The organism is Pseudomonas sp. PvP009 (genome assembly GCF_017832995.1).
GTDB lineage: Bacteria > Pseudomonadota > Gammaproteobacteria > Pseudomonadales > Pseudomonadaceae > Aquipseudomonas > Aquipseudomonas syringae.
In genome coordinates this window covers 5,415,754-5,436,788 of the sequence record NZ_JAFIBG010000001.1, presented here as the reverse complement: position 1 = coordinate 5,436,788, position 21,035 = coordinate 5,415,754, and the positions used below count along the sequence as shown (strand labels likewise).

At 59.3% G+C, this 21,035-nt stretch carries 23 protein-coding genes and 1 pseudogene; 10 read left to right on the top strand and 14 right to left on the bottom strand.

Annotated elements, in window-relative coordinates; genetic code table 11:
• Window positions 1–13 precede the first annotated feature (13 nt).
• From JOE29_RS23375 to JOE29_RS23365, 3 genes are read right to left on the bottom strand one after another with little or no spacing between them, the layout of a single operon-like run.
• Complete coding sequence (locus JOE29_RS23375) at window positions 14–847, bottom strand: transporter substrate-binding domain-containing protein (protein ID WP_003367532.1); 834 nt, start codon at window positions 845–847, stop codon at window positions 14–16.
• A gap of 26 nt (window positions 848–873) precedes the next feature.
• The gene (locus JOE29_RS23370) at window positions 874–1,746 is read right to left on the bottom strand and encodes a phytanoyl-CoA dioxygenase family protein (RefSeq protein WP_003434995.1); all 873 of its coding nucleotides are present in this window, start codon (window positions 1,744–1,746) and stop codon (window positions 874–876) included.
• A gap of 24 nt (window positions 1,747–1,770) precedes the next feature.
• Entirely contained in the window at window positions 1,771–3,291 is a 1,521-nt protein-coding gene (locus tag JOE29_RS23365) for an amino acid ABC transporter permease/ATP-binding protein (RefSeq protein ID WP_032697555.1), read from the bottom strand.
• A 475-nt stretch (window positions 3,292–3,766) separates the two neighbouring features.
• Between JOE29_RS23365 and JOE29_RS23360 the strand changes: the two genes are divergently transcribed.
• Both JOE29_RS23360 and JOE29_RS23355 read left to right on the top strand, forming a co-directional pair.
• Window positions 3,767–4,681 (top strand): LysR family transcriptional regulator, encoded by a 915-nt coding sequence (locus JOE29_RS23360; RefSeq protein WP_003408332.1) that lies wholly within the window; start codon window positions 3,767–3,769, stop codon window positions 4,679–4,681.
• A 222-nt stretch (window positions 4,682–4,903) separates the two neighbouring features.
• Window positions 4,904–5,208, top strand: a pseudogene (locus tag JOE29_RS23355) (HigA family addiction module antitoxin).
• A 43-nt stretch (window positions 5,209–5,251) separates the two neighbouring features.
• On the opposite strand, the gene JOE29_RS23350 reads toward JOE29_RS23355, so the two are convergent.
• Window positions 5,252–5,527, bottom strand: coding sequence for an accessory factor UbiK family protein (locus tag JOE29_RS23350; protein WP_003437363.1), 276 nt, complete (start codon window positions 5,525–5,527; stop codon window positions 5,252–5,254).
• A gap of 417 nt (window positions 5,528–5,944) precedes the next feature.
• Here JOE29_RS23350 and glnK point away from each other — a divergent pair, with 417 nt between their 5' ends.
• From glnK to sutA, 4 genes are all read left to right on the top strand, one after another.
• Window positions 5,945–6,283, top strand: coding sequence for a P-II family nitrogen regulator (gene glnK, locus JOE29_RS23345; protein WP_002555808.1), 339 nt, complete (start codon window positions 5,945–5,947; stop codon window positions 6,281–6,283).
• Between the two features lie 33 nt (window positions 6,284–6,316).
• Window positions 6,317–7,654, top strand: a complete 1,338-nt coding sequence (locus tag JOE29_RS23340; protein ID WP_003344468.1) for an ammonium transporter — start codon at window positions 6,317–6,319, stop codon at window positions 7,652–7,654.
• Window positions 7,655–7,895: 241 nt separating this feature from the next.
• A complete protein-coding gene (locus JOE29_RS23335; RefSeq protein WP_003318084.1) occupies window positions 7,896–8,321 on the top strand; it encodes a secondary thiamine-phosphate synthase enzyme YjbQ in 426 nt (141 codons plus the stop codon).
• Between the two features lie 98 nt (window positions 8,322–8,419).
• Window positions 8,420–8,746, top strand: a complete 327-nt coding sequence (gene sutA, locus JOE29_RS23330) for a transcriptional regulator SutA (protein ID WP_003425837.1) — start codon at window positions 8,420–8,422, stop codon at window positions 8,744–8,746.
• Window positions 8,747–8,816: 70 nt separating this feature from the next.
• Here the strand turns inward: sutA and JOE29_RS23325 are convergent, their stop codons facing one another.
• From JOE29_RS23325 to JOE29_RS23300, 6 genes are read right to left on the bottom strand one after another with little or no spacing between them, the layout of a single operon-like run.
• Window positions 8,817–9,509, bottom strand: coding sequence for an HAD family hydrolase (locus tag JOE29_RS23325; RefSeq protein ID WP_004403714.1), 693 nt, complete (start codon window positions 9,507–9,509; stop codon window positions 8,817–8,819).
• Complete coding sequence (gene xerC, locus JOE29_RS23320; RefSeq protein WP_210079908.1) at window positions 9,502–10,401, bottom strand: tyrosine recombinase XerC; 900 nt, start codon at window positions 10,399–10,401, stop codon at window positions 9,502–9,504. The genes JOE29_RS23325 and xerC overlap by 8 nt, the downstream gene beginning before the upstream one ends.
• 2 nt (window positions 10,402–10,403) lie before the next feature.
• A complete protein-coding gene (locus JOE29_RS23315; RefSeq protein WP_004403712.1) occupies window positions 10,404–11,138 on the bottom strand; it encodes a DUF484 family protein in 735 nt (244 codons plus the stop codon).
• A gap of 13 nt (window positions 11,139–11,151) precedes the next feature.
• Window positions 11,152–11,982, bottom strand: a complete 831-nt coding sequence (dapF, locus tag JOE29_RS23310; protein WP_044312678.1) for a diaminopimelate epimerase — start codon at window positions 11,980–11,982, stop codon at window positions 11,152–11,154.
• 5 nt (window positions 11,983–11,987) lie between these two features.
• The gene (gene lysA, locus JOE29_RS23305; RefSeq protein WP_003425829.1) at window positions 11,988–13,235 is read right to left on the bottom strand and encodes a diaminopimelate decarboxylase; all 1,248 of its coding nucleotides are present in this window, start codon (window positions 13,233–13,235) and stop codon (window positions 11,988–11,990) included.
• A gap of 9 nt (window positions 13,236–13,244) precedes the next feature.
• Window positions 13,245–13,391, bottom strand: a complete 147-nt coding sequence (locus tag JOE29_RS23300) for a lipoprotein (RefSeq protein WP_002555817.1) — start codon at window positions 13,389–13,391, stop codon at window positions 13,245–13,247.
• A 238-nt stretch (window positions 13,392–13,629) separates the two neighbouring features.
• On the opposite strand from JOE29_RS23300, the gene cyaY reads away from it, so the two are divergent.
• From cyaY to rnk, 3 genes are all read left to right on the top strand, one after another.
• Entirely contained in the window at window positions 13,630–13,962 is a 333-nt protein-coding gene (gene cyaY, locus JOE29_RS23295) for an iron donor protein CyaY (protein ID WP_003408323.1), read from the top strand.
• 2 nt (window positions 13,963–13,964) lie between these two features.
• On the top strand, window positions 13,965–14,201 hold the full coding sequence (locus tag JOE29_RS23290) for a DUF1289 domain-containing protein (RefSeq protein WP_003318094.1): 237 nt from the start codon (window positions 13,965–13,967) through the stop codon (window positions 14,199–14,201).
• A 134-nt stretch (window positions 14,202–14,335) separates the two neighbouring features.
• Window positions 14,336–14,743, top strand: coding sequence for a nucleoside diphosphate kinase regulator (gene rnk / locus JOE29_RS23285; protein WP_210079907.1), 408 nt, complete (start codon window positions 14,336–14,338; stop codon window positions 14,741–14,743).
• A 129-nt stretch (window positions 14,744–14,872) separates the two neighbouring features.
• On the opposite strand, the gene JOE29_RS23280 is transcribed toward rnk, so the two are convergent.
• From JOE29_RS23280 to JOE29_RS23270, 3 genes are all read right to left on the bottom strand, one after another.
• Complete coding sequence (locus JOE29_RS23280; protein WP_210079906.1) at window positions 14,873–17,719, bottom strand: class I adenylate cyclase; 2,847 nt, start codon at window positions 17,717–17,719, stop codon at window positions 14,873–14,875.
• A gap of 182 nt (window positions 17,720–17,901) precedes the next feature.
• A complete protein-coding gene (locus tag JOE29_RS23275; RefSeq protein WP_003344490.1) occupies window positions 17,902–18,150 on the bottom strand; it encodes a TIGR02647 family protein in 249 nt (82 codons plus the stop codon).
• A gap of 216 nt (window positions 18,151–18,366) precedes the next feature.
• Window positions 18,367–18,642 carry a hypothetical protein gene (locus JOE29_RS23270; protein WP_003344493.1) on the bottom strand — a complete coding sequence of 92 codons (276 nt, stop codon included), beginning with the start codon at window positions 18,640–18,642 and terminating at the stop codon, window positions 18,367–18,369.
• Between the two features lie 188 nt (window positions 18,643–18,830).
• On the opposite strand from JOE29_RS23270, the gene JOE29_RS23265 reads away from it, so the two are divergent.
• On the top strand, window positions 18,831–19,496 hold the full coding sequence (locus JOE29_RS23265; RefSeq protein ID WP_003304367.1) for a glutathione S-transferase: 666 nt from the start codon (window positions 18,831–18,833) through the stop codon (window positions 19,494–19,496).
• A gap of 42 nt (window positions 19,497–19,538) precedes the next feature.
• On the opposite strand, the gene gltP is transcribed toward JOE29_RS23265, so the two are convergent.
• Window positions 19,539–20,870, bottom strand: coding sequence for a glutamate/aspartate:proton symporter GltP (gene gltP, locus JOE29_RS23260; protein ID WP_003344498.1), 1,332 nt, complete (start codon window positions 20,868–20,870; stop codon window positions 19,539–19,541).
• Window positions 20,871–21,035: the final 165 nt, after the last annotated feature.

Below are 21,035 nucleotides of genomic sequence, written 5' to 3'. Positions count from 1 at the left end.
CGTCCTTTGGTTGTCAGGGCTTGGGCATCAGGGCGGCGATGTCATCGGCGGTCGGTGCCTGGAACTTGTACTTCTCCAGCAGCGCGGCGTATTCCGGGGTCTTGCTGTACTTCTCAAGGCCGTCTTCCAGGGCCTTGCGGACCTCGTCGTTGCCCTTCTTCACGCCAAAGCCGTTGAGCACCGGGTAGATCAGGGTTTCGGAAGAAATCACCACCCGGCTACCCAGTTTTTCGACCACGCCGCGTGCGACGGCTGCGTCAGTGATCTGCGCTTCGACGGCATGGGCCAGCATGGCCTGGGTGGTCTGTGGGTCGGTGCCATACTCGCTGATGGCGATCGGTTGCAGGCCATTCTTCACGCAGTAGTCGGTCGAGAGTTTCTGCAGTTGTTGCAGCCATGAAGTGGCCGCCATGGAGCCGATCTTGTGGCCACAGAAGTCCTCTGGCGTCTTGGGCTGATAGTCGCTGCCCTTGACCGACAGAATCGCCTCACCGCTTTTCAGATAAGGAATCATGTCGATGACTTTCAGGCGGTCGGCGGTGATGTACATCGACGAGTTGGTAATGTCGAAACGTCCGCCCTGCAGCCCGCCGATCAGATTGGGAAAGCGCGTGTCGATGTTCTCGGCCTTGAGCCCCATGACCTTCGCCAGGCCGTCGAGAAACTCGATGTCGAAACCGGCGGGACGGTTCTTGTCCATGTATTCATAGGGGAAGAACGTCATGTCCGAGCCGGCGATGATCTTGCCGGGCTGCTGGAAGGCCGAAGCGGCAGACGAGGACATGGCAACCACCGCGCCCAGCAAAGCCAGGGCTACGGGACGAACAATCAGAGCTGACAGCTTCATAGGTATTCCTCGGGGAGTCATGGAGATCAGGCAACGGCGGCGTCTTTTCCGGCTTGCTGCACGAAAAATGAAGCGCCCTTGGGTTTCTGCGGCAGGCGTATGTGGTTCTCGGTGCTGCGTACCAGACCGCTCTCCTGGCCTGCGACCATCAGCCCGGCATGCTCGCTGGGCAAAGGGTTCTCACCGAACGGCAACGCGTCTTCGGCGGCATAGACGCTGATGAACAGCGTGCGTGGAAACTCGGTTTCATTAGGGCTTGAAGCGTGCAGCAGGCGTGTGTGCATGAAGCACACCGAGCCCGACGGCCCATAGCAGGCGACCGGTTGCTGACAATGCTGTTCAACCACCGCATCTTCCACGGCACCGGTGAAACGCTCGTTCTGCCAATGCGACCAAAGCGCCTGCTTATGGCTGCCCGGCGCCACGTTCAGCGGGCCGTTTTCGGGGGTCACATCGCTGATCATCAGCAACGCGGTAACCAGGTCATCGTTGCTGTGCGGTGTGAAGAGAAAGTCCTGATGCCACTTCACCTGAGTCGCGGTGTGCGGCAGCTTGGAGTTGATCTTGCTGTGATGAAAACGGGTGCCGTTGCCGCCGATCAGCTGCGCCGCGATGGCTGCCATGCGTGACTGGAATGCTGCGTGCTGGTAAGCCGGCGAGATCTCCGTGGGCGAAGCCACGCGGCGCAGCGACGGATGATCCGGCCGATGATCGCTTTCGATGTCGAAGCGCGGACGCCCGTCCTGAGTCTGCCCCCAGGCCTGACTCTGACTGCGGCTGTCGTCGACCCACTGGTCGAAGTCCTGTTGCAGCGCTGCCACTTCATCGGCTGCCAGCACGCCCTCCACTACCAGAAAACCCTGCTCGTGAAACTGGTCAATCTGCCATTGCTCGATCATGTTCTTCTCCTCTTCAACAAGGCCTCAGGCCAGTGAGACGTCTTTAAGAAAGGCTTCAACGCGGGGGTGCTGGCCGTCGCGTAGCGCCTGGGGTTTGTCATCGCAGATCACGCGTCCCTTCTCCATAAAGACGATGCGGTCAGAGACCTTGAAAGCGAAGTTCATTTCATGGGTCACGATGACCATCGTGATGCCTTCCTGGGCCAGGGTTTCAATGACCTGCAACACCTCGTTAACCTTCTCCGGGTCGAGCGCCGAGGTGGGCTCGTCGAACAGCATGATTTGCGGGCGCATCATCAGGGCGCGGGCGATGGCGACGCGTTGCTGCTGGCCACCCGACAACTGATGCGGGTATTTCCAGGCGTGCTCCAGCATCCCGACCTTGTTCAGCAACTCGTAGGCCTGCTGCTTGAGTTCGGGTACCGGCGCCAGGCGGTGATAACGCGGGGCCAGCAGGAGGTTGTTCAATACCGTCAGGTGCGGAAACAGGTTGAAGCTCTGAAACACCATGCCGATGTTCAGCCGGTAGGCGGCGTTCTCCACATAACGCGGCTTTTGCGCGCCCTGGCGAACCAGGTGAATGAATGGCTGGCCGTTGATCTTGATGTCGCCGTTGTCGATCTGCTCAAGGCCGTTGAGCAGCCGGATCAGCGTGGTTTTGCCCGAGCCTGATGGGCCGATCACCGACACCACCTCGCCGGAGTTGATCTGCAGGCTCACTGCACCGAGCACTTCGATGTCGTTGTACGCCTTGTGCAGTCGGGTCGCTTGCAGTGCCGGCCCTTCGAAGTCGATAACAGGACGAGCGACACCTGCCGATTTGCGGCTGGCCAGCTCAAGCATTTCGGCGTCAGGGGTGCGGGTGACCTTGCGTTGCGTCACGTCCAGATGACGCTCCAGGCGCTTGAGCAGGAAATCGAATACGGTCACGACCAGCACGTAATAGAACGCCACGGCCGCCATGGTTTCCATCACCAGAAAGTTCTGCGAATACAGGCGCTGACCGACCATCAGGATCTCGGTCAGCGAGATCACTGAAACCAGTGAACTGAGTTTGACGATGGAGATGTATTCGTTGGTCAGCGACGGCAGCGCCACACGCAACGCCTGCGGTATCACGATCCGCCATTGCGTACCCACGAAGCGCAGGCCCAGTGCCCGGGCAGCTTCGGTCTGGCCCTTGGCGATGGACAGCAGGCCGCCGCGATGAATTTCCGCGACGTAGGCCGTTTCGCACATCACCATGGCAATCAGGCCGGCCCAGAACGGATTGGCCAGCACCGCCGAGGTAGCGGGCACTGCCTGTGGCAAGTTGTAGACAAAGATCAGCAGTACCAGTAACGGCAAACTGCGAAATAACCATATATAGGCTTTGGCCGGCAAGTTGATCAGCGGCAAAGATGATTGTTTGGCCAGCGCAAGAACAAAACCCAGCACAATACTGATGACCCAGGTCAGTACACTGAGTTGAATGACCGTCCAGGTGGCCATCCAGAACTCCGTATCGCTGAAAAGGCCAAACATGTATTTCCAATCAAACGTCATTGTCGGCTCGCTCGGCAAATTGAATAGTGATGGGCGACGTCCTGTTGAAGTTGAAACGGGACGCTGTCCGTTTGCCCTTCTGAAGCCATCATGATTGATGCCAGGTCCGGCAGCCAAATAGTAAGTTTTGGCCCGCAGCATAGGAAAATCCTAAGCAGATAGGCCTGTATTCATCTTCAGGGCAGCAGCGCGTTAAAAAGGCTTAGCGATGCTTTAGTGTCACACCGAGTGGACTGCACACTTTTAGGGCGATTGAATAAAGACACCGCGATAATCGCTCGTAATAGGTGCGCCGCCCGCATTTGCGGGCTTGTCTGGCAAGCGTCTATTATTTAAGGGTGCTGCTGAATGACCATAGCCAGCGGCGCGCTCGACTAATCCCGCAAGACGCGAGCGCCTGGCACGCTCCTCGCTAAGCATAGGTAAAAGCTATTCAAGTGCAGCCGTCCAGGGTCTGCTCATCACGAGGTATCACGTGGCTCACTTCACCTTGAAACAGCTCAAGTATTTCGTGACAGCCGTCGAAATGGACAGCATTGCCGAGGCCTCTCGGCAGTTGCATATTTCACAGCCGTCTATTTCCGTTGCTATCAAGAACCTCGAAGAAGCCTTCAATCAGCCGCTGTTTGTGCGTCATCATGCGCAAGGTGTTTCGCTAACTTCCGGTGGCGGAAAAGTGTATGAGAAAGCCAAAGAGCTGCTGCGACTTTCCGAAGAGCTGGAACAAAACTCCCGGGCTGAAAACAAACACGTCTCCGGCACTATCGCCATTGGCTGCTTTGAGTCGGCCGCGCCACTTTACATGCCCAGGCTGGTGGCCGGTTTCAAGCGTTTATACCCGGACGTCACCATTCAGCTCTACGACGGCGAGCAACATGAACTGATGCACGGGCTGCACCGTGGGCGCTTCGATCTGGCGTTTCTGTACGACCTGGAACTGGGAACCACGATCAACAAGGAGGAATTGAATGCACCGCACAAGCCCTATGCGCTGCTGCCGGCAGCCCACCCTCTGGCCAGGAAAAAAACCGTGACCTTGCTGGAGCTGAGCCGCGAGCCGATGATCCTGCTCGACGCCGTGCCCAGCAGGACCTATTTCATCGATATCTTCACGGAAAAGGGTTATGCGCCGGTGGTCGCGTACAGCTCACCATCGATCGAAATGGTGCGCTGCATGGTCGGCCAGGGCCTGGGGTTTTCGGTACTGGTCACGCGCCCCAGAACCAATATGACCTACGACGGCGAGCTGCTGGCACAGCTCGATATCGAAGACGACATGCCCGCCTCCACCCTGGTCATGGCCTACCTGCGCAACAACCAGCCAACCCGCGCGACGCGCCTGTTCATGGACTATTGCCGGACTATCGAGCTGGCACCGCCTGCAGCCTGAAGGCGCTTACGAATCGCGCAGCCGATAAAGCCGTGAGCCATTTCTGGCCATCACATCACTAATTATCCAAACGAAGGAAAAGTCCCACATGACTTGGCAAAGGGCCGCATTGCGGGTCGTCGTTCTCACCAATATACCTTTCGTATAAACGCTCAAGACTCTTCTGGGGCACCAACGGCCCCGAGAATGTGGAAATTGTCGATTATCACTGAGGTACCCCCAATGACCAAAAACGGCATGCGCCCTGTCCACCCGGGCGAGGTTCTGAAAGAGGAATATCTTGAGCCAATGGGGCTGACCGCTGCAGCTCTGGCCAGGGCCCTAAACGTGTTGACGCCTACGGTGAACGACATTGTGCTCCAACGCAGAGGCGTGAGCGCTGATGTGGCGCTGCGTCTTGCTGCATGCCTTGAGACGAGCGCTGAGTTCTGGCTGAACCTGCAACTCACTCACGACCTACGCAAGACAGAAATGGAAAAGGCGCTCAGATTCGCGAGCAGGTCAGGTGCCTGCCCCGTTGTGCATGACAACGTTCAGCGCTGCAGCGCACTGAGTAAAACAAGGAAACCCTTATTCGGCTTTTTCAGTCCCTGCGGCCCCGCCAGCCTTCTCTTCCAGCTCGGCCATCTTGGCCTCCAGCGCTTCCAGACGAGCGCGGGTGCGGGCGAGGACGGCCATCTGGCTGTCGAACTCTTCACGGCTGACCAGATCCAGTTTGCTGAAGCCGCTTTGCAGCAGGGCCTTGAACTGGGTTTCGAATTCGCTGCGCGGTACAGGCGTTTCGCCATTGAACAGGCGAGAGGCGTGGCCGCTGAGAGCGTCAAGAAAGGCTTTGGGCGCGAGCATGGTGATTTTCCTGAATCAGAGGCCGGCAGTGTAACACGCAGTGTCTATAGTCAATCCCAGGTGCGCAATGCACGCTTATGGAGCGTAGTGACGGGCACATGAGCACCATTGCTGTGCATTAGCTCCATGATGGACCCTGCAAGGTTATGCAAAACCGGCCCAAGGGCCTGTATTCAATGAATATTCGCGAGATGGCAAGCTTTCTGCTTAGTGGCTTATGACCCATGCACTGATGCAGTCGCTGTGACGAATGCAGTGCGGCAGGCGGAGCGGGGAAGTGTTTCGTCAGAAGCGGTTTTCTGGAGTTGGTCTGGCCTGATCAGGCGGCCAGCACGTTACAAAGCCAGACACTGCGCTTAGACTTGAGTCGGGTTTGTTTTCCTGGGGCAAGTCCACCAAATTCGGGAGAAAGTTTTCATGAAGCTAGTCACTGCCATCATCAAGCCGTTCAAACTGGATGACGTTCGCGAGTCGTTATCTGAAATCGGCGTGCAGGGCATCACCGTCACTGAAGTCAAAGGCTTCGGGCGTCAGAAGGGTCACACTGAGCTTTATCGCGGTGCTGAATACGTCGTCGACTTCCTTCCCAAAGTGAAGATCGATGTCGCCATCGATGACAAGGATCTGGATCGTGTCATCGAAGCCATAACCAAGGCCGCCAACACTGGCAAGATCGGTGACGGCAAGATTTTCGTGGTCAATCTGGAACAGGCCATTCGCATCCGTACCGGCGAGACCGATACAGACGCTATTTAAGCCGCCAAACCCAACGCCCCAGGAGAAAACAATATGACTCTGCGTCAATTCGCAGGGCTCGGTGCCCTGTTGTCCCTCGCATTACCTGGTCTTGCCCTGGCGGCTGATCCAGTGGCCGAGCCGGTGCTGAACTCTGGCGACACTGCATGGATGCTGACCTCGACCGCTCTGGTCCTGTTCATGACCATCCCCGGTCTCGCGCTGTTCTACGGCGGTATGGTTCGCTCCAAGAACATTCTGTCGGTGATGATGCAGTGTTTCGCCATCACCGGTCTGATCAGCATCCTGTGGGTCGTCTACGGCTACAGCATTGCGTTTGACACAACCGGCATGGAAGCGGGCGTCGTCAACTTCAATTCCTTCTTTGGCGGTATGGGTAAAGCGTTCCTGGCAGGCATCACGCCGGCAAGCATTACCGGTCCTGCTGCGTTGTTCCCTGAGGCGGTGTTCGTCACCTTCCAGATGACCTTCGCGATCATCACCCCTGCCCTGATCGTCGGCGCTTTCGCAGAACGCATGAAGTTCTCCGCGATGCTGGTGTTCATGGGTATCTGGTTCACTCTGGTCTACGCGCCAATCGCCCACATGGTCTGGGGCGGCGTCGGTGGCTTGCTGTGGGACTGGGGCGTTCTGGACTTCGCTGGCGGTACCGTCGTACACATCAACGCCGGTGTAGCCGGTCTGGTAGCGTGCCTGGTACTGGGCAAGCGCAAAGGTTTCCCGACCACGCCGATGGCGCCGCACAACCTGGGTTACACCCTGATCGGCGCCGCGATGCTCTGGGTCGGCTGGTTCGGCTTCAACGCAGGCTCCGCAGCTGCGGCCAACGGTACTGCCGGTATGGCCATGCTGGTCACTCAAATCGCTACCGCGGCCGCCGCACTGGGCTGGATGTTCGCCGAGTGGCTGACTCACGGTAAGCCAAGTGCTCTGGGTATTGCTTCGGGCGTGGTTGCCGGCCTGGTTGCCGTTACCCCTGCGGCCGGTACCGTCGGCCCGATGGGCGCGCTGATCATCGGTCTGGCAGCAGGCGTGATCTGCTTCTTCTGCGCGACCAGCCTCAAGCGCAAGCTGGGCTATGACGACTCCCTGGATGCGTTCGGCGTTCACGGCATCGGCGGTATCGTCGGCGCGATCCTGACCGGTGTGTTCGCAGCTCCTGCACTGGGCGGCTTCGGCACCGTGACTGACATCGGTGCTCAGGTCTGGATTCAGTTCAAGGGCGTCGCGTTCACCGTTGTCTACACCGCAATCGTGACCTTCATCATCCTCAAGGTGCTGGATGCGGTCATGGGTCTGCGCGTCACCGACGAGGAAGAGTCTGTCGGTCTGGACCTCGCTCAACACAACGAGCGTGGCTACAACTTGTAAGCTTTGGCCTACGCAAAAAAGAATGCCCGGTCTCCGGGCATTTTTTTGTCTGACGTTTGTGGATATACCGCCGCTTTTTGCTGTCATTGATCTTGCCCGTGTCAATGATTTCGGCACCGTGACGCAGCGCAGGTAACGAGGTTGCGGCAGTCTTCGTCAACTTGCAGGGAAGCCGGTTTATTGCGCGCTTTGCTTTTTTCTCAGTCGAGTTAGAATGCGCGCCGAAGGTGCGGAGAACGGTATGTGGCATCAATCCAGGATTGCCTTGCGGGCCAGGCCCCGCGGGTTCCATCTGGTGACTGACGAGATAGTCGCGGGGTTGCCCCCGTTGCGCGGTTGTCGTGTCGGGCTTCTGCATGTATGGCTGCAACATACCTCGGCTTCGTTGACCGTCAACGAAAATGCCGATCCGGCGGTACGTCGCGACTTTGAGCGTTTTTTCAACCGTCTGGTGCCCCAGGGCGTGGACGGCTACGAACATGACGACGAAGGCCCTGATGACTTGCCAGCGCATTTCAAGGCCAGTCTGCTGGGCTGCCAGTTGCTATTGCCGGTTACGGCAGGGCGACTGGCGCTGGGCACCTGGCAAGGTATTTACCTGGGCGAACACCGAGACGCTGGTGGGTCTCGTAACGTCCTTGCCACCCTTCAGGGTGAGTGGACATAACCGCTGAAATCAGCGGTTGTTGAATTTTTCCGGTTGCCTTAGCAATTTTGGGCGGTTGGGCTATAACTAATCAGCTTTCGCAAGTCATGAGGTAGAACATGAGCGACGACGACGATATTAAGGACGATCTGGAAGACGACCTGGAAGGCGAAGAGGACGGTGAGGAGCTTGCAGCTGCTTCCGGAGACGACCCGGTCGAAGCAGACGATGACGTTCCGGCACCTGCCGCAAAAGGCAAAGCCAAGGCTGCAGTCTCGGTCGATGAGCTGCCTAGCGTGGAAGCCAAGAACAAGGAGCGTGATGCTCTGGCACGTGCCATGGAAGAATTCCTGGCGCGTGGTGGCAAGGTGCAGGAAGTGGAGGCCAACGTGGTCGCCGATCCGCCCAAGAAGCCTGACAACAAATACGGTAGCCGCCCTATCTGAGGCTGCGTGACTGTATGAGGAAAGCCCGCCGTCGCTGCGGGCTTTTCTATGCGCGCTTGTCAGTGTGCTTTCAGGCCCAGCGCGCCAGCACCTCGGGCAGTTGCGACAGGTTATGGATCTCGGCATCCGGAAGTCGATCCGCATCCCAGGCCTTGCCTTGCGGGTTGTACCAGATGGCGCGCATGCCAGCCTGCTGGGCACCTGCAATGTCGTCCCTGGGGTGGTCACCGACATGCACCGCCGAACCGGCATCGACCTTTGCCCGGCGCAGCGCCTCCACGAACGGTGCCGGGTCAGGCTTGCCGATGCCCAGGTCCTCGGCGCACAGCGCGAAGGCAAAGTAGTCCGCCAGCCCCAGACGACGCACATCGGCATTGCCATTGGTAATCACGCCCAGCGTGAAGGTTTTGGCGAGAATCTCCAGCATCGGTTGCACCTCAGGGAAAATCTGCACCTGATGACGGCCCTGCAGAAACACTTCAAAGCCCCGGTCGGCCAGGTCCTGCGCCTCTTCCGGGTCGTAGCCGGCATCTTCGAGTGCATGAAACAGTACGCGGCGGCGCAAGGCGCTGATGCGGTGCTTGAAGGACGGGTCTTCGGCCACCAGACGCGAGCGGATTTCCCACAGGTGCTCGACAGGAACCGCCCCCAGCCTGGGCGCGTTTTCGCCCAGCCAGTCACGCAGCGTGACTTCGGCACCGGCAATGGCGGGGGCGGTGTCCCAGAGCGTGTCGTCAAGATCAAACGTCACCAGCTTAATCATCTGCAGCTCCTTTACGTTTGGCTCGAGGATGGGCGCTGTCATAAACAGTAGCCAAATGCTGGAAGTCCAGGTGTGTGTATATCTGCGTGGTCTTGATGTCCGCATGACCGAGCAGCTCCTGCACGGCGCGCAAGTCCTGTGACGATTCGAGCAGATGGCTGGCGAACGAGTGCCGCAGCATGTGCGGGTGCAGATTCTGCCCCAGCTCTCGCTCACCGGCTGCCTTGAGTCGCACCTGAATCGCACGCGGGCCAAGGCGCTTGCCTTGCTGGCTGACAAATACCGCGTCGTCCTGCGGATGGGTCAGGGCGCGTAATGGCAGCCAGACTTCGAGTGCCTGACGCGCCTTGCTGCCCACAGGCAGTACGCGGGTCTTGCTGCCCTTACCCAGCACCTGCACCAGCCCGTCGCGCAGGTCCAGTTGGTCCAGGTTCAGGCCGGTCAGTTCGGACAGGCGCAACCCCGACGAGTACAGCAGTTCCAGAATGGCTTGGTCGCGGTGCGCCAGAAAATCATCTTCAACGCCGCCGTCCAGCAATTGCGTGGTGCGGTCGGTGTCCAGGGTCTTGGGCAGACGCCGCTCACCCTTGGGCGGTGACAGGCCGTTTGCCGGGTCGTGCTGGCAAATGCCTTCGCGATTGAGGTACTTGTAGAAGCCGCGCACCGCCGACAGCATCCGCGCCAGGCTGCGTGAAGACTGGCCCTGCTGGTGCTGGCGGGCAGTGAAGCTGCGCAGGTGCTGGATATCCAGATCACTCCAGCTCGACAACTGTGCCTTTTGGCAATACGCCAGAACCTTGCCCAGGTCGCGTCGGTAGGCTTCGAGCGTGTGAGGCGACACCTGGCGCTCACTGCGCAGGTGCATGCAGTAGGCGTCCAGATGCTGATCCATGGCTAGCGAACCGAGCGTAATGAGTGGGCGAAGCGCGGCAGCAGGCGACTCAGCACATCGGCGATATAACTGAGGAATAAGGTGCCGACCGAGCTTTTGTAATGCTGCGGATCACGGCTGCCGATGGCCAGCACGCCATGCAGTCCCAGATGATTGAGGCTGGCGATGGCGGTCGAACCGACTTCCTTGCCCTGTTCTGCACCAAACAGAAACGCCAGTTCATGCTCACGCAGAGCGCCACAGATGATTTTCTCGCCAATCAGGCCGCCGATGGCTTTCTGTGCTTCGGCGCTGCTGACCCAGCGACCCACGGGCATCGGGCTGTCGCTGAACAGGATGAGGCTGACAAAGGGCACCTGGAAGTCCTGACGCAGGCTGTCTTCGACGGCGATGACCAACTCTTCCAGACTGGTCGCATCCATCAATGCGAGGTTCAGGCGGCGGGTCTTTTCGAACAGACGGTCGTTGTCCCGTGCGACGTCCATCAATTGCGACAGGCGATGGCGCATTTCGATATTGCGCTCGCGCAGCAGCTTGAGCTGACGCTCGACCAGCGAAACGGTGTCGCCACGCTGGTGCGGGATGCGCATCGACACCAGCAGCTCGTCGTGCTCGGCGAAGAAGTCAGGGTGCTCGAGCAGGAAGGCGATGACCGCCTCTGCTTCAAGGTCTGGCGCTGCGCTATCGACAGGCGATTCGCAGGGTGTGCCTGTTGAAGCGGGAGGTTGATCGGTCATGGTACTTACTCACTCAAAGACGGACTTGGCCTTCATAGACCCTGACTGCAGGGCCGGTCATCATGACAGAATGTCCCGGCCCAGCCCATTCGATGGACAGGCGCCCTCCGGGCAGGTCGATCAGCAACGGCGAATCCATCCAGCCCTGACTGATGGCCGCGACAGCCGCCGCACAGGCACCGGTACCGCACGCCTGGGTTTCCCCGGCACCGCGCTCCCAGACACGCAACTGCGCACGCTGACGGTCCACAACGTGAAGAAAGCCGACGTTGACACGGGCCGGAAAGCGCGGGTGATGCTCGATCTTCGGCCCCAGCTGATGCACCGGTGCGTTATTGATGTCATCGACCCGCAGCACCGCGTGGGGATTGCCCATGGACACGGCCGCCATTTCGACATTCTGCCCGTCGACGTCAACGGTGTAACTGATGGCCTGTTGCGCTGCTTCGAAGGGTATCTCTTCGGGGACAAATCTTGGCGGCCCCATATCGACGCTGATCTGCCCGTCGCTGCGGATATCCAGTTCGATGATGCCGCTCTTGGTCTCGACGCGGATCTGCTTCTTGGCCGTCAGGCGCTTGTCGAGCACGAAACGGGCAAAGCAGCGTGCACCGTTGCCGCACTGCTCGACTTCGGAGCCGTCGGAATTGAAGATTCGATAGCGAAAGTCCACATCCGGGTTGTTCGGCGCCTCGACCAGCAAAAGCTGATCGAAACCGATACCGGTGTGGCGGTCGCCCCATTGTTTGGCGTGCTTGGGCAAGATATGCGCGTGCTGACTCACAAGGTCCAGGACCATGAAGTCGTTACCCAGCCCGTGCATCTTGGTAAAACGCAGCAGCATGGGGATTACTCCGGCAGCAGGCTTTCGCCAGCGAACAGCTCGGCCACGGTTTCGCGACGACGCACTTCAAAAGCCTGGGAACCGTCGACCAGTACCTCAGCGGCACGGCCACGGGTGTTGTAGTTCGAGCTCATGACGAAGCCATAGGCGCCGGCTGAATGAACGGCCAGCAGATCGCCCTCGGCCAGTGCCAGCTCGCGACCCTTGGCGAGGAAATCGCCGGTCTCGCAGATCGGCCCGACGATATCGTACGCACGCGGTTCGCTGTCACGCGGACGCACCGCCGTGACATCCATCCAGGCCTGATACAGGGCAGGCCGGATCAGGTCGTTCATCGCCGCATCGACGATGGCAAAGTCCTTGTGCTCGGTGTGCTTGAGGTATTCGACGCGGGTCAGCAGCGCCCCTGCGTTGGCAACGATGAAGCGTCCCGGCTCGAACAACAGCCCCAGGTCGCGACCAGCCAGACGCTCACGCACGGCCTTGATGTAATCCGCCGCCAGCGGAGGCTCTTCATCGCGATAACGCACGCCAAGGCCGCCACCCAGATCGATGTGGTGCAGATGAATGCCGCAATCGCCCAGACGATCGACCAGATCCAGCAGGCGATCCAGCGCATCGATGAACGGTTCGAGCGTGGTCAGCTGCGAGCCGATATGGCAGTCGACCCCGATCACTTCCAGGTTCGGCAGTTGCGAGGCGCGAATGTACACGTCTTCCGCTGCGGCAATGGCGATGCCGAACTTGTTTTCCTTGAGGCCCGTGGAGATGTAGGGGTGAGTGCCTGCATCCACGTCCGGATTGACCCGCAGCGATATCGGCGCACGAACGTTGAGTTCGGCAGCCACTTCCTGCAGGCGCTCGAGCTCGTCGGTGGATTCAACGTTGAAGCAGTGCACGCCGACTTCAAGGGCGCGACGCATGTCTTCGCGGGTCTTGCCGACACCGGAAAACACAATCTTTTCGGCCTTGCCGCCCGCCGCCAGCACACGCTCCAGTTCGCCACGCGAGACGATGTCGAAACCGGCGCCAAGGCGCGCCAGGACATTGAGCACGCCCAGGTTGGAGTTGGCTTTCACGGCGAAGCAGACCATGTGCGGCATGCCGCTCAGCGCGTCGGCGTAGGCACGGTATTGCGCTTCGATGTGAGCGCGCGAGTAGACATAGGTCGGCGTGCCGAAGCGCTCGGCAATGGCAGACAATGCTACCCCTTCCGCGAACAGCTCACCGTCGCGGTAGTTGAAGGCGTCCATTGGAGTCCCTTAAAGGTGCTTGTGCGATTGCGATTTGGCTTGTTCGTCCGGGGTTTTGGTGTCATCCGGCAGATACAGCGGGCCTTTCTGGCCACAAGCTGTGACAAGACAAGCGACCGCGACAAGCGCAGCAAGCGAAGAGATCAGGCGCTTCATGGCGAAATCCTTTGTAAAAGCATTAATTGCGCCCGAGTATACCGACCACCCGGCACCTTGCCTATGCGAGCAGCGTCCCGTCTGGCGGGCCTTTGGCGCGAAAGCCGCAGCAGAGCTATGGTTGATCGGGATTAAAGTGCTCGTGCATCGTCAATGATGAGTAAGCTTTGCATTTGCCTGGCTGCGTCCGTATCTTGCCCCTCTGCGCTATTTGCAGACACTTACCGAGGTTCCCGCAATGAGTTTGACCGAAGCCCGTTTTCACGACCTCGTCGATGCGACGCAGCAGAATATCGAAGACGTATTCGACGAGAGTGGTCTGGATGTGGACCTGGAAAACTCGGCCGGTGTACTGACGGTCAAGTTTGAAGGCGGCACGCAGCTTATCTTCAGTCGTCAGGAGCCCCTGCGTCAGCTCTGGCTGGCGGCCAGATCGGGTGGTTTTCACTTCGACTACGACGAAGAGAATCAGTGCTGGGCCTGCGATTCCAGTGACGAGCTGCTGAGCGAGATGCTGGAGCGCTTTACTGTCGAGCAGGCCGGTGTCGAACTGGACTTCTCCGAGATCTGATCGTGAGCCAGTCACCCGTTCGACCGCCCAAGCCGCTTTTCAGCAATGTCAGCCCGGCAGTAGCCTCGCCGTGTATCAGCCTGTGTCGGCTCGATGAGCAGAAGGTTTGCCTGGGGTGCTTCCGTCATGTCGAAGACATCCGCGAGTGGCGCTCTGCCGATGACGACCGCCGCCGTCAGATTCGCCATGAAGCCGATCAGCGTCGAGCCCGCGCCGAGGTTGACCAGGCCGCAGGCTAAAACCGCGTCGGGTTGTGTATTTACTGCGCTGTGTTAGTGTCAGGCCTTGCCTCTGCAGACAAGAGGCTCGTCAAACCCCGCCAACTGGTGGGGTTTTGTTTTATTCATGGAGAATAAAGGAGTCTGCCCAGACCATGACCACAGCACCTTCGATCATCCTCACTCGGCTCGACGTACAGCGTCTTGAAAAGTTTATCGCCGACCAGAATGAAGACACACCTGGCATCCAGGCATTGCAGGCCGAACTGGACCGCGCCGACCAGGTGGTTGGCCACGATGAAGTGCCTGCGGGCGTTGTGACCATGAATTCGCGCGTGCATTGCCGCGAAGAAGTCAGCGGCAAGGACTACCACCTCAAGCTGGTTTATCCACAGGATGCGGGCGCAGACGGCACCGTCTCGGTCCTGGCGCCAATGGGCTCGGCGCTGCTGGGTCTGCAAATCGGCCAACACATCGACTGGCCTGCACCGGGCGCCAAGACCCTGAAACTGACCTTGCTGGCGGTGGAATATCAGCCGGAAGCGGCGGGCGAGTACGAGTAATAGAAGACGCTACATCCGCCGAACGCCTGCGCATTCAAGAGCGGACGCAGAGCGTCCAGAACTGCATTCCCACGGAGCGTGAGGAACGACAGGCGTCCCTCAGAACACCTATCGTGCCAATGCTGAACGTCAGGCCTGATCCATCGCCTCGTTCAGCAGCTTCTCCAGTTCGGCCTTGTGGCGCAGGAAGAGGATGCTTTGTCCGTGCTTGCCGTCCAGCAGCCCGGAGAGGTCCAGGTCGGTGATGTAACAGCGGTAGCGCTGAAGCTCCAGGCGTTTGCCGAGGATTTTTTGCGCGACGGCGGCGTACAGTCGATCGCCGTATTCCAGCTCGGAAAACTCGCTGTTGTCGCAGTACAGGGTGGCGTTCAGTTGCCCTGGCGAGGTTTCCTCTATGATTGCCTGCACATCGTAAAACGCCTTGTCCGCGGCAGTCGGTGCCGGTCGATGTTCGACACGTCTGGCAGGCCCTGCGCCGGAGGGCAGCATCTGATAGTAGAGGGCTTCCAGCGTAACCGGCGCGGACGGATCATCCAGCGGCAATGAAGCGCCCCGGCGATAAACCAGCGCGTGAAGAAAGCGCTGCAGCGGCACCAGCAGGCTTTGCTCATCGTGATAAGGCAGACGCTGGTGCCAGAGCGAATTGTGCTCGTCGAGCACGTACAGGTCAGCATCCGGCTCGTTGACCCGGTAGAACACCTGAATGCATTCCGGCTGACCAAGCGGCAGGATCAGGGCCAGATCGTGGTCATCGAGTGCCTGCGGGTCCAGGTGTAGCGGGCTGTACGACGACAGCTGTTCACCCAGATACTTGAACAGGCCGGGCAGGCTGTTGATCACCACATGACCGATCTGCCCCGGCTTCATCTCCAACACGTGATACTGCTGCTGCACCTGAATCAGGTAACGGTGATTGAGCCGCCTTTCAAGTAACAAACGTGCCGTGCCGATCAGTTCTTCAACACGCTGAGCAATGGCGGGCGCGCGGTTATGGCAGAAGCAGCGCACGTGAATCTGCGGCTGTTTACCGCTCTGCGGCAGGCTGCCGAGCAGTTCGCTCATGCAGTCGAGCAGGGCGTGCGGGCCGTCGTAGCGGCTGACCAGTGTTTCGTTCCAGGTATTGAGGGTGATCTGGTCCAGCGTCAGCACCAGATTTTCCCGGACACCCGCATAACTGAGCGAGTCGGTGCGCTCGGTGGTCATCAGAATATTGAGGTCGCGGTGATGTCTGAGCGGATCGACGCCGACATTGATCAACAACAGTATCTCACTGGGCGTGCTGGGCATCAGCAACGCCTCATCGCTGACCTCGGGCAGTGGCAGTTGAATGCTCTGCTGCAAGGCGCCCATCAGATTGAACAGTTCGAACTCGCTCAGGTCACTGGCGCCGGGGTGCAATGCCACGCGGGTAGTGCTGTCGATCACGGTATTGCGGTGGCACCAGGTCAACAGCTCAAGCAATTCACGGCTGCGTTTGAGTGGTGAGAAGTTCGGCAACTCGTGAATGCCCAGATTGCCGTTATACAAGGCCCACTGGTGCTTGCCGGGCTCGCGCTTGTCGGGAGAGTGCACCAGCGTCAGCGTATCTTCGGCAAGGTCAGGGGCGATGCCAGGGTTGATGAACTCGACCTTGCCCGCCTTGCGTTCAAAAGCCGCATACAGGCGCCGACCCAGAATGGTCAGGTCGCGGGCATTGAGGGCATCGGCAGTGCTTTGCGTTTTGGCGAATCGGCTCTGAAAGCGATAGCTGTAATTCAGCTCGTTGACCAGTGAGCGGCGCTCGCCGGCCACCTGGCGGACTTTCCACTGACTGCGACTGTCGAGCAACGCCAATTGTCGCTCGTCCCACCCCCACTCCGTGGTCAGGCGCTCCAGCAGCTGGCGCTGCCAGCCGGCGTTGCGCAGGCGGGTCGATCCGGTGAGCTTCTTGTTGACCTTCAGGTACAGGCTACGCCGCACCAGCTCCAGGCGCTCCGGCTCGTTACGCGCCTGCAGATGCTCCTCGATACGCCGGTACACGACCACGTAAGGGTCCAGTTCATCCGGGTCCAGCTGATTAGCGAACACCGCTTGTTTGAAGCGCAGGCTCAGGCACTGCACGCGAGGATGCTCGCTGGAATAGACCTCGATCAACAGCAGCTTGAGCACAGACTTGTAGGGCGACTCGATGCCTTTGAACAACTGCCACAATCCGGCACCGATGAACTCGGACGGCGGAATGTGCGACATCGGGCCGAGGTCGAGCACCTCGCTGGCGCGAATGAAGCGCTTGCTCAGCAGGGTGTGGGTGTAATCATCGTAATTCTGCTCTTCATAGACCGGCACCAGCCACCACATCGGGGTGCGCCCGGCGAGCCAGATCGCGGTGCGATAAAACTCGTCGAGCAACAGATAATGCTGGGTAGTCCCGCAATCGTCCGAGCTGAGCTGCGAATCGCGCTCGCCGCTCTTGAAACGCTGTGGGTCGATCAGAAAGAAATGCGCCTCTGCGCCCATCGTCGCAGCCCAGGCTTCAAGTGCCTGGCACTTCTTGCGCAGTTCGGCGATGGCCTCCGGTTCCAGCTCGCTGTCGTGGCAGACCCAGACATCCATGTCGCTTTGTTCAGCCTGAGCCAGCGTGCCGAGGCTGCCCATCAGAAACAGGCCATGAATCGGCTGGGGCGGGTTGCCATGCCGGGCCTTGTAGGAAAAGGAGCGCGTCAGCCGCTGCGCCTCGGCCAGGGCCAGCGTGTCCGGTTCGTAATGCGAAACGCCGGCAGGCGTGCTGCCGGAAACATAACCGGGCAACAGCGGATGGTTGACGTGAAAGAACAGCGGCAGCAGGGTCAAAACGCTCTGCTGGCGGGTCGACATACCTTCCAGCGCACGCGCGTACCGCCCGTCATTGAGCGACAGGAAGCGGTTACGCAGCTGGCTGAGAACCTTGCGGTCGATGCCCTCATCCAGGTCGGGGCGAATTTCAGGATTACGCGTCATCGCAACTCAAGGCATCTGGCCTGTGCAGGCGTGGAATTACCGAGCAAGATGGCGGAGAAGGTTTGCAGCCGAGAGAAGCGGATTCGGTCGGATGGTTATTCTGGCGCCAACGTCCTGTATCGACTGGCGCTCGGATAAGTGAAGGGCCTGCCACGCTTTTTTGTGCGCAGGCCCTGCTACATTCAGGCGGCTTGCCTGGAGACGTTGAGGATGGTCAGCAAAGACTGGGCATGCTGGGCGGCCTCGAGCCCGAGGCTGGTCAGGTAACCGCCATCGACCTGGGTCGTCAGTCCTTTATCGAAGAGTCTTTGTGCGGCTGCAACGGCCGTGGGCGCCGCTACATGGTGGACTTTGAGGCCTTCCTGGGTGTTTCCCAGATTGAACAGTGCAAGAATTTCCAGTTCGGCAACCAACTCAGGGGTATACGACATAGGTACTCCAGACTTTTTGTAGTAATACGACCTCGCCGGCTGGCGGGTGTGCTCTGGAATCGACGTGTCCGATCTGCGCTCGTCGGTTCTGGATGACCGTTAAAGCCGGTTTGGCGTGTGGCCCCGGAGGATCAAGCGGCAGCGGGGCATTTGCAGTGTAGTCAGCGTCTGAAGTGTTTGCAGCATATATCTTGCTGTCACGCTCTGACCGCAGGATTACTTTTCCGGCGGCAGGTCAGGCAGGGCGCGCAGCGCCGCTTCATACCATTGTGTGTCGAAGGGACGGTCCTGCTCCAGCAGGGCATCGATCTCGATGGCCAGCACATGGGCCATCATTTCAAGAATATCTTCACGCTCATAGTTCACCAGGGTCAGCATGTTGAAGACCGCTCTGGCTGCGGGCGGATTACCGGCTTCGATCTGGTTCTCGATGGCTTCGATCAGGGTCGAGGCAGCAAAGTCTTCTTCGTCATTATCGATGTCGTCGGTCATGGTCACTCCTCAGGTAAGGCGGGCAGTCTACCCGGAATCCTGCAATCGGGCAGTCCTGCGCGCCCGAATGGTCATGTGTAGGACGCTTCCTAAAACTGCCGGGAAATGACCCAAGTCACTGAAAGATAGAGTCAGCCCGGTAGCGTGCAGCCCGTCAATTACCAGGATGGAGGCTGAGGAGGCCGACGATGCTGACGCTTTATGGATTCGCCGCAAGCAACTACTTCAACATGGTCAAGCTGGCGCTGCTGGAGAAGCAACTGCCCTTTCAGGTGGTGCCGCTGTTTGGCTGTCAGAGCCCCGAGGTGCTGGCCGTCAGCGCCCGCGGGAAGGTGCCGGTACTCGGAACGGCGGAAGGCTTCATCAGTGAGACCGACGTGATTCTGCGCTATATAGAGGACACCTCACCGGACCGGCCACTGCTGCCCGCCAGCGCTTTCGCACGCGCCCAGGTATGGACCATCGCCAAGGAAATCGAGCTGTACATCGAACTGCCGGCGCGCATGTGTTATGCGGAGGTGATCTTCGGTGGCAGACCCACGCCGCCCGACCTCAAGGCCAAGGCGCGTCGCGATCTGATCAAAGGGTTCGCCGCCCTGGCCCAGCGCGGCCTGTTTGCACCCTACGTCGCTGGCGAGCATTTCACCGTTGCCGATATCTACTTTCTGTACAGCGTCGATCTGGCGCAACAGGTCGGCGAGCGACTGTTCGGGCTGGACCTGCTGGAGGACATGCCCGCTGCCCGAGCCTTGCAGGAGCAATTGGCCTTGAGCCCGAACGTTCAGCAAGTAGCCGCTGACAGAGAGGCTGACTGGCCGGCATTCATGGTTCGCGTGCAGCGGGCAGACCGCTGAGGCAGCTCGTTCCTCACGCCCACGCATGAGGAACGATGGGCGTTACTCTGCGGTAGGCTGGCGCAGTGGCACGGGCTCTTTGCTGCGCCAGTGCGGCAGGGATTCCCAGTAGCGCTCGCCCTTGGCATCGTCGTACATGCCTTCCCAGCGCGAGATGACCAGCACTGCCAGCGCATTGCCGATCACGTTCAGAGCGGTACGCGCCATGTCCATGATCCGGTCGACACCGGCGATGAATGCCAGGCCTTCCAGAGGAATACCGGCGCTGCCCAGTGTCGCCAGCAGCACGACGAAGGAAACCCCCGGTACGCCCGCGATGCCTTTGGAGGTGACCATCAGGGTCAGTACCAGCATCAATTGCGCGCCAATCGACAGGTCGATGCCGTACAGCTGAGCGATGAAGATCGCTGCGATGCTCTGATAGAGCGTCGAGCCGTCGAGGTTGAACGAGTAGCCCGTAGGCACCACGAAGCTGCAGATCGCCTTTGGCGCGCCATAGGCTTCCATCTTCTGGATCACGCGCGGCAGCACGGTTTCGGAGCTGGCTGTGGAGTAGGACAGAATCAGCTCGTCCTTGAAGATGCGCATCAGCCTGATGACCGAAAAGCCGAATGCACGAGCGATCAGCCCCAGCACCACAAAGGCGAAGAAGGCGATGGCCACGTACACCAGAATCACCAGCTTGGCGAGCGGCAACAGGGAGGCGAAGCCGAAATTGGCGACAGTCACGGCAATCAGCGCAAACACGCCGATCGGCGCGTAGTTCATGATCATGTGAGTGACCTTGAACATAGTCTCCGAGACGCCCTGAAACAGTTTCACCAGCGGTTCACGGACCTCGGCCTGCAGGCTGGAAAGCCCAAGACCGAACAACACTGAAAAGAAGATGATCGGCAGCATCTCGCCACGCGCCATGGCAGCGAAGATGTTGGACGGGATCAGGTTGAGAATGGTCGCGATAAACGCATGATCGTGCTGAACTTCAGCAGTCGTCTGCTGATACTTGGAGATATCGACAGTGCCCAGTGTACTCATGTCGATGCCGGTGCCCGGATGGAACACGTTGGCCAGCACCAGGCCCACCAGAATCGCGATAGTGGTCACGACTTCGAAATAGAGAATGGTCTTGAGACCGATACGCCCCAGTTTCTTGGCATCACCCACGCCGGCGATACCGACGATCAGCGAGGCGACAACGATAGGGATAACGATCATCTTGATCAGACGAATGAAGATATCGCCTGCGGGCTGCAGGATGTTAGTGATCCACCAGGCCTTTTCTGCACTGAAATGATTGAGTAACGCCCCCACAGCGATACCCAGTACCAGTCCAATCAGAATCTGCCAGGCCAGACTCAGCTTTGCCTTCTTCATATTATTACCCTTGTTCAAAGTGGCTTGGGCAAATCCAAAACCCGTGCGCCGAGCGTGCTTCTTCACAGCAGTTTCGAGGCAGGAGCTCCCTTTGGAAATGTCCCGAGAAGGTCACCGCAGACGAGCATCCCAGCTCTGTAGCAGGCGAAAAAAGTCGCAACTATT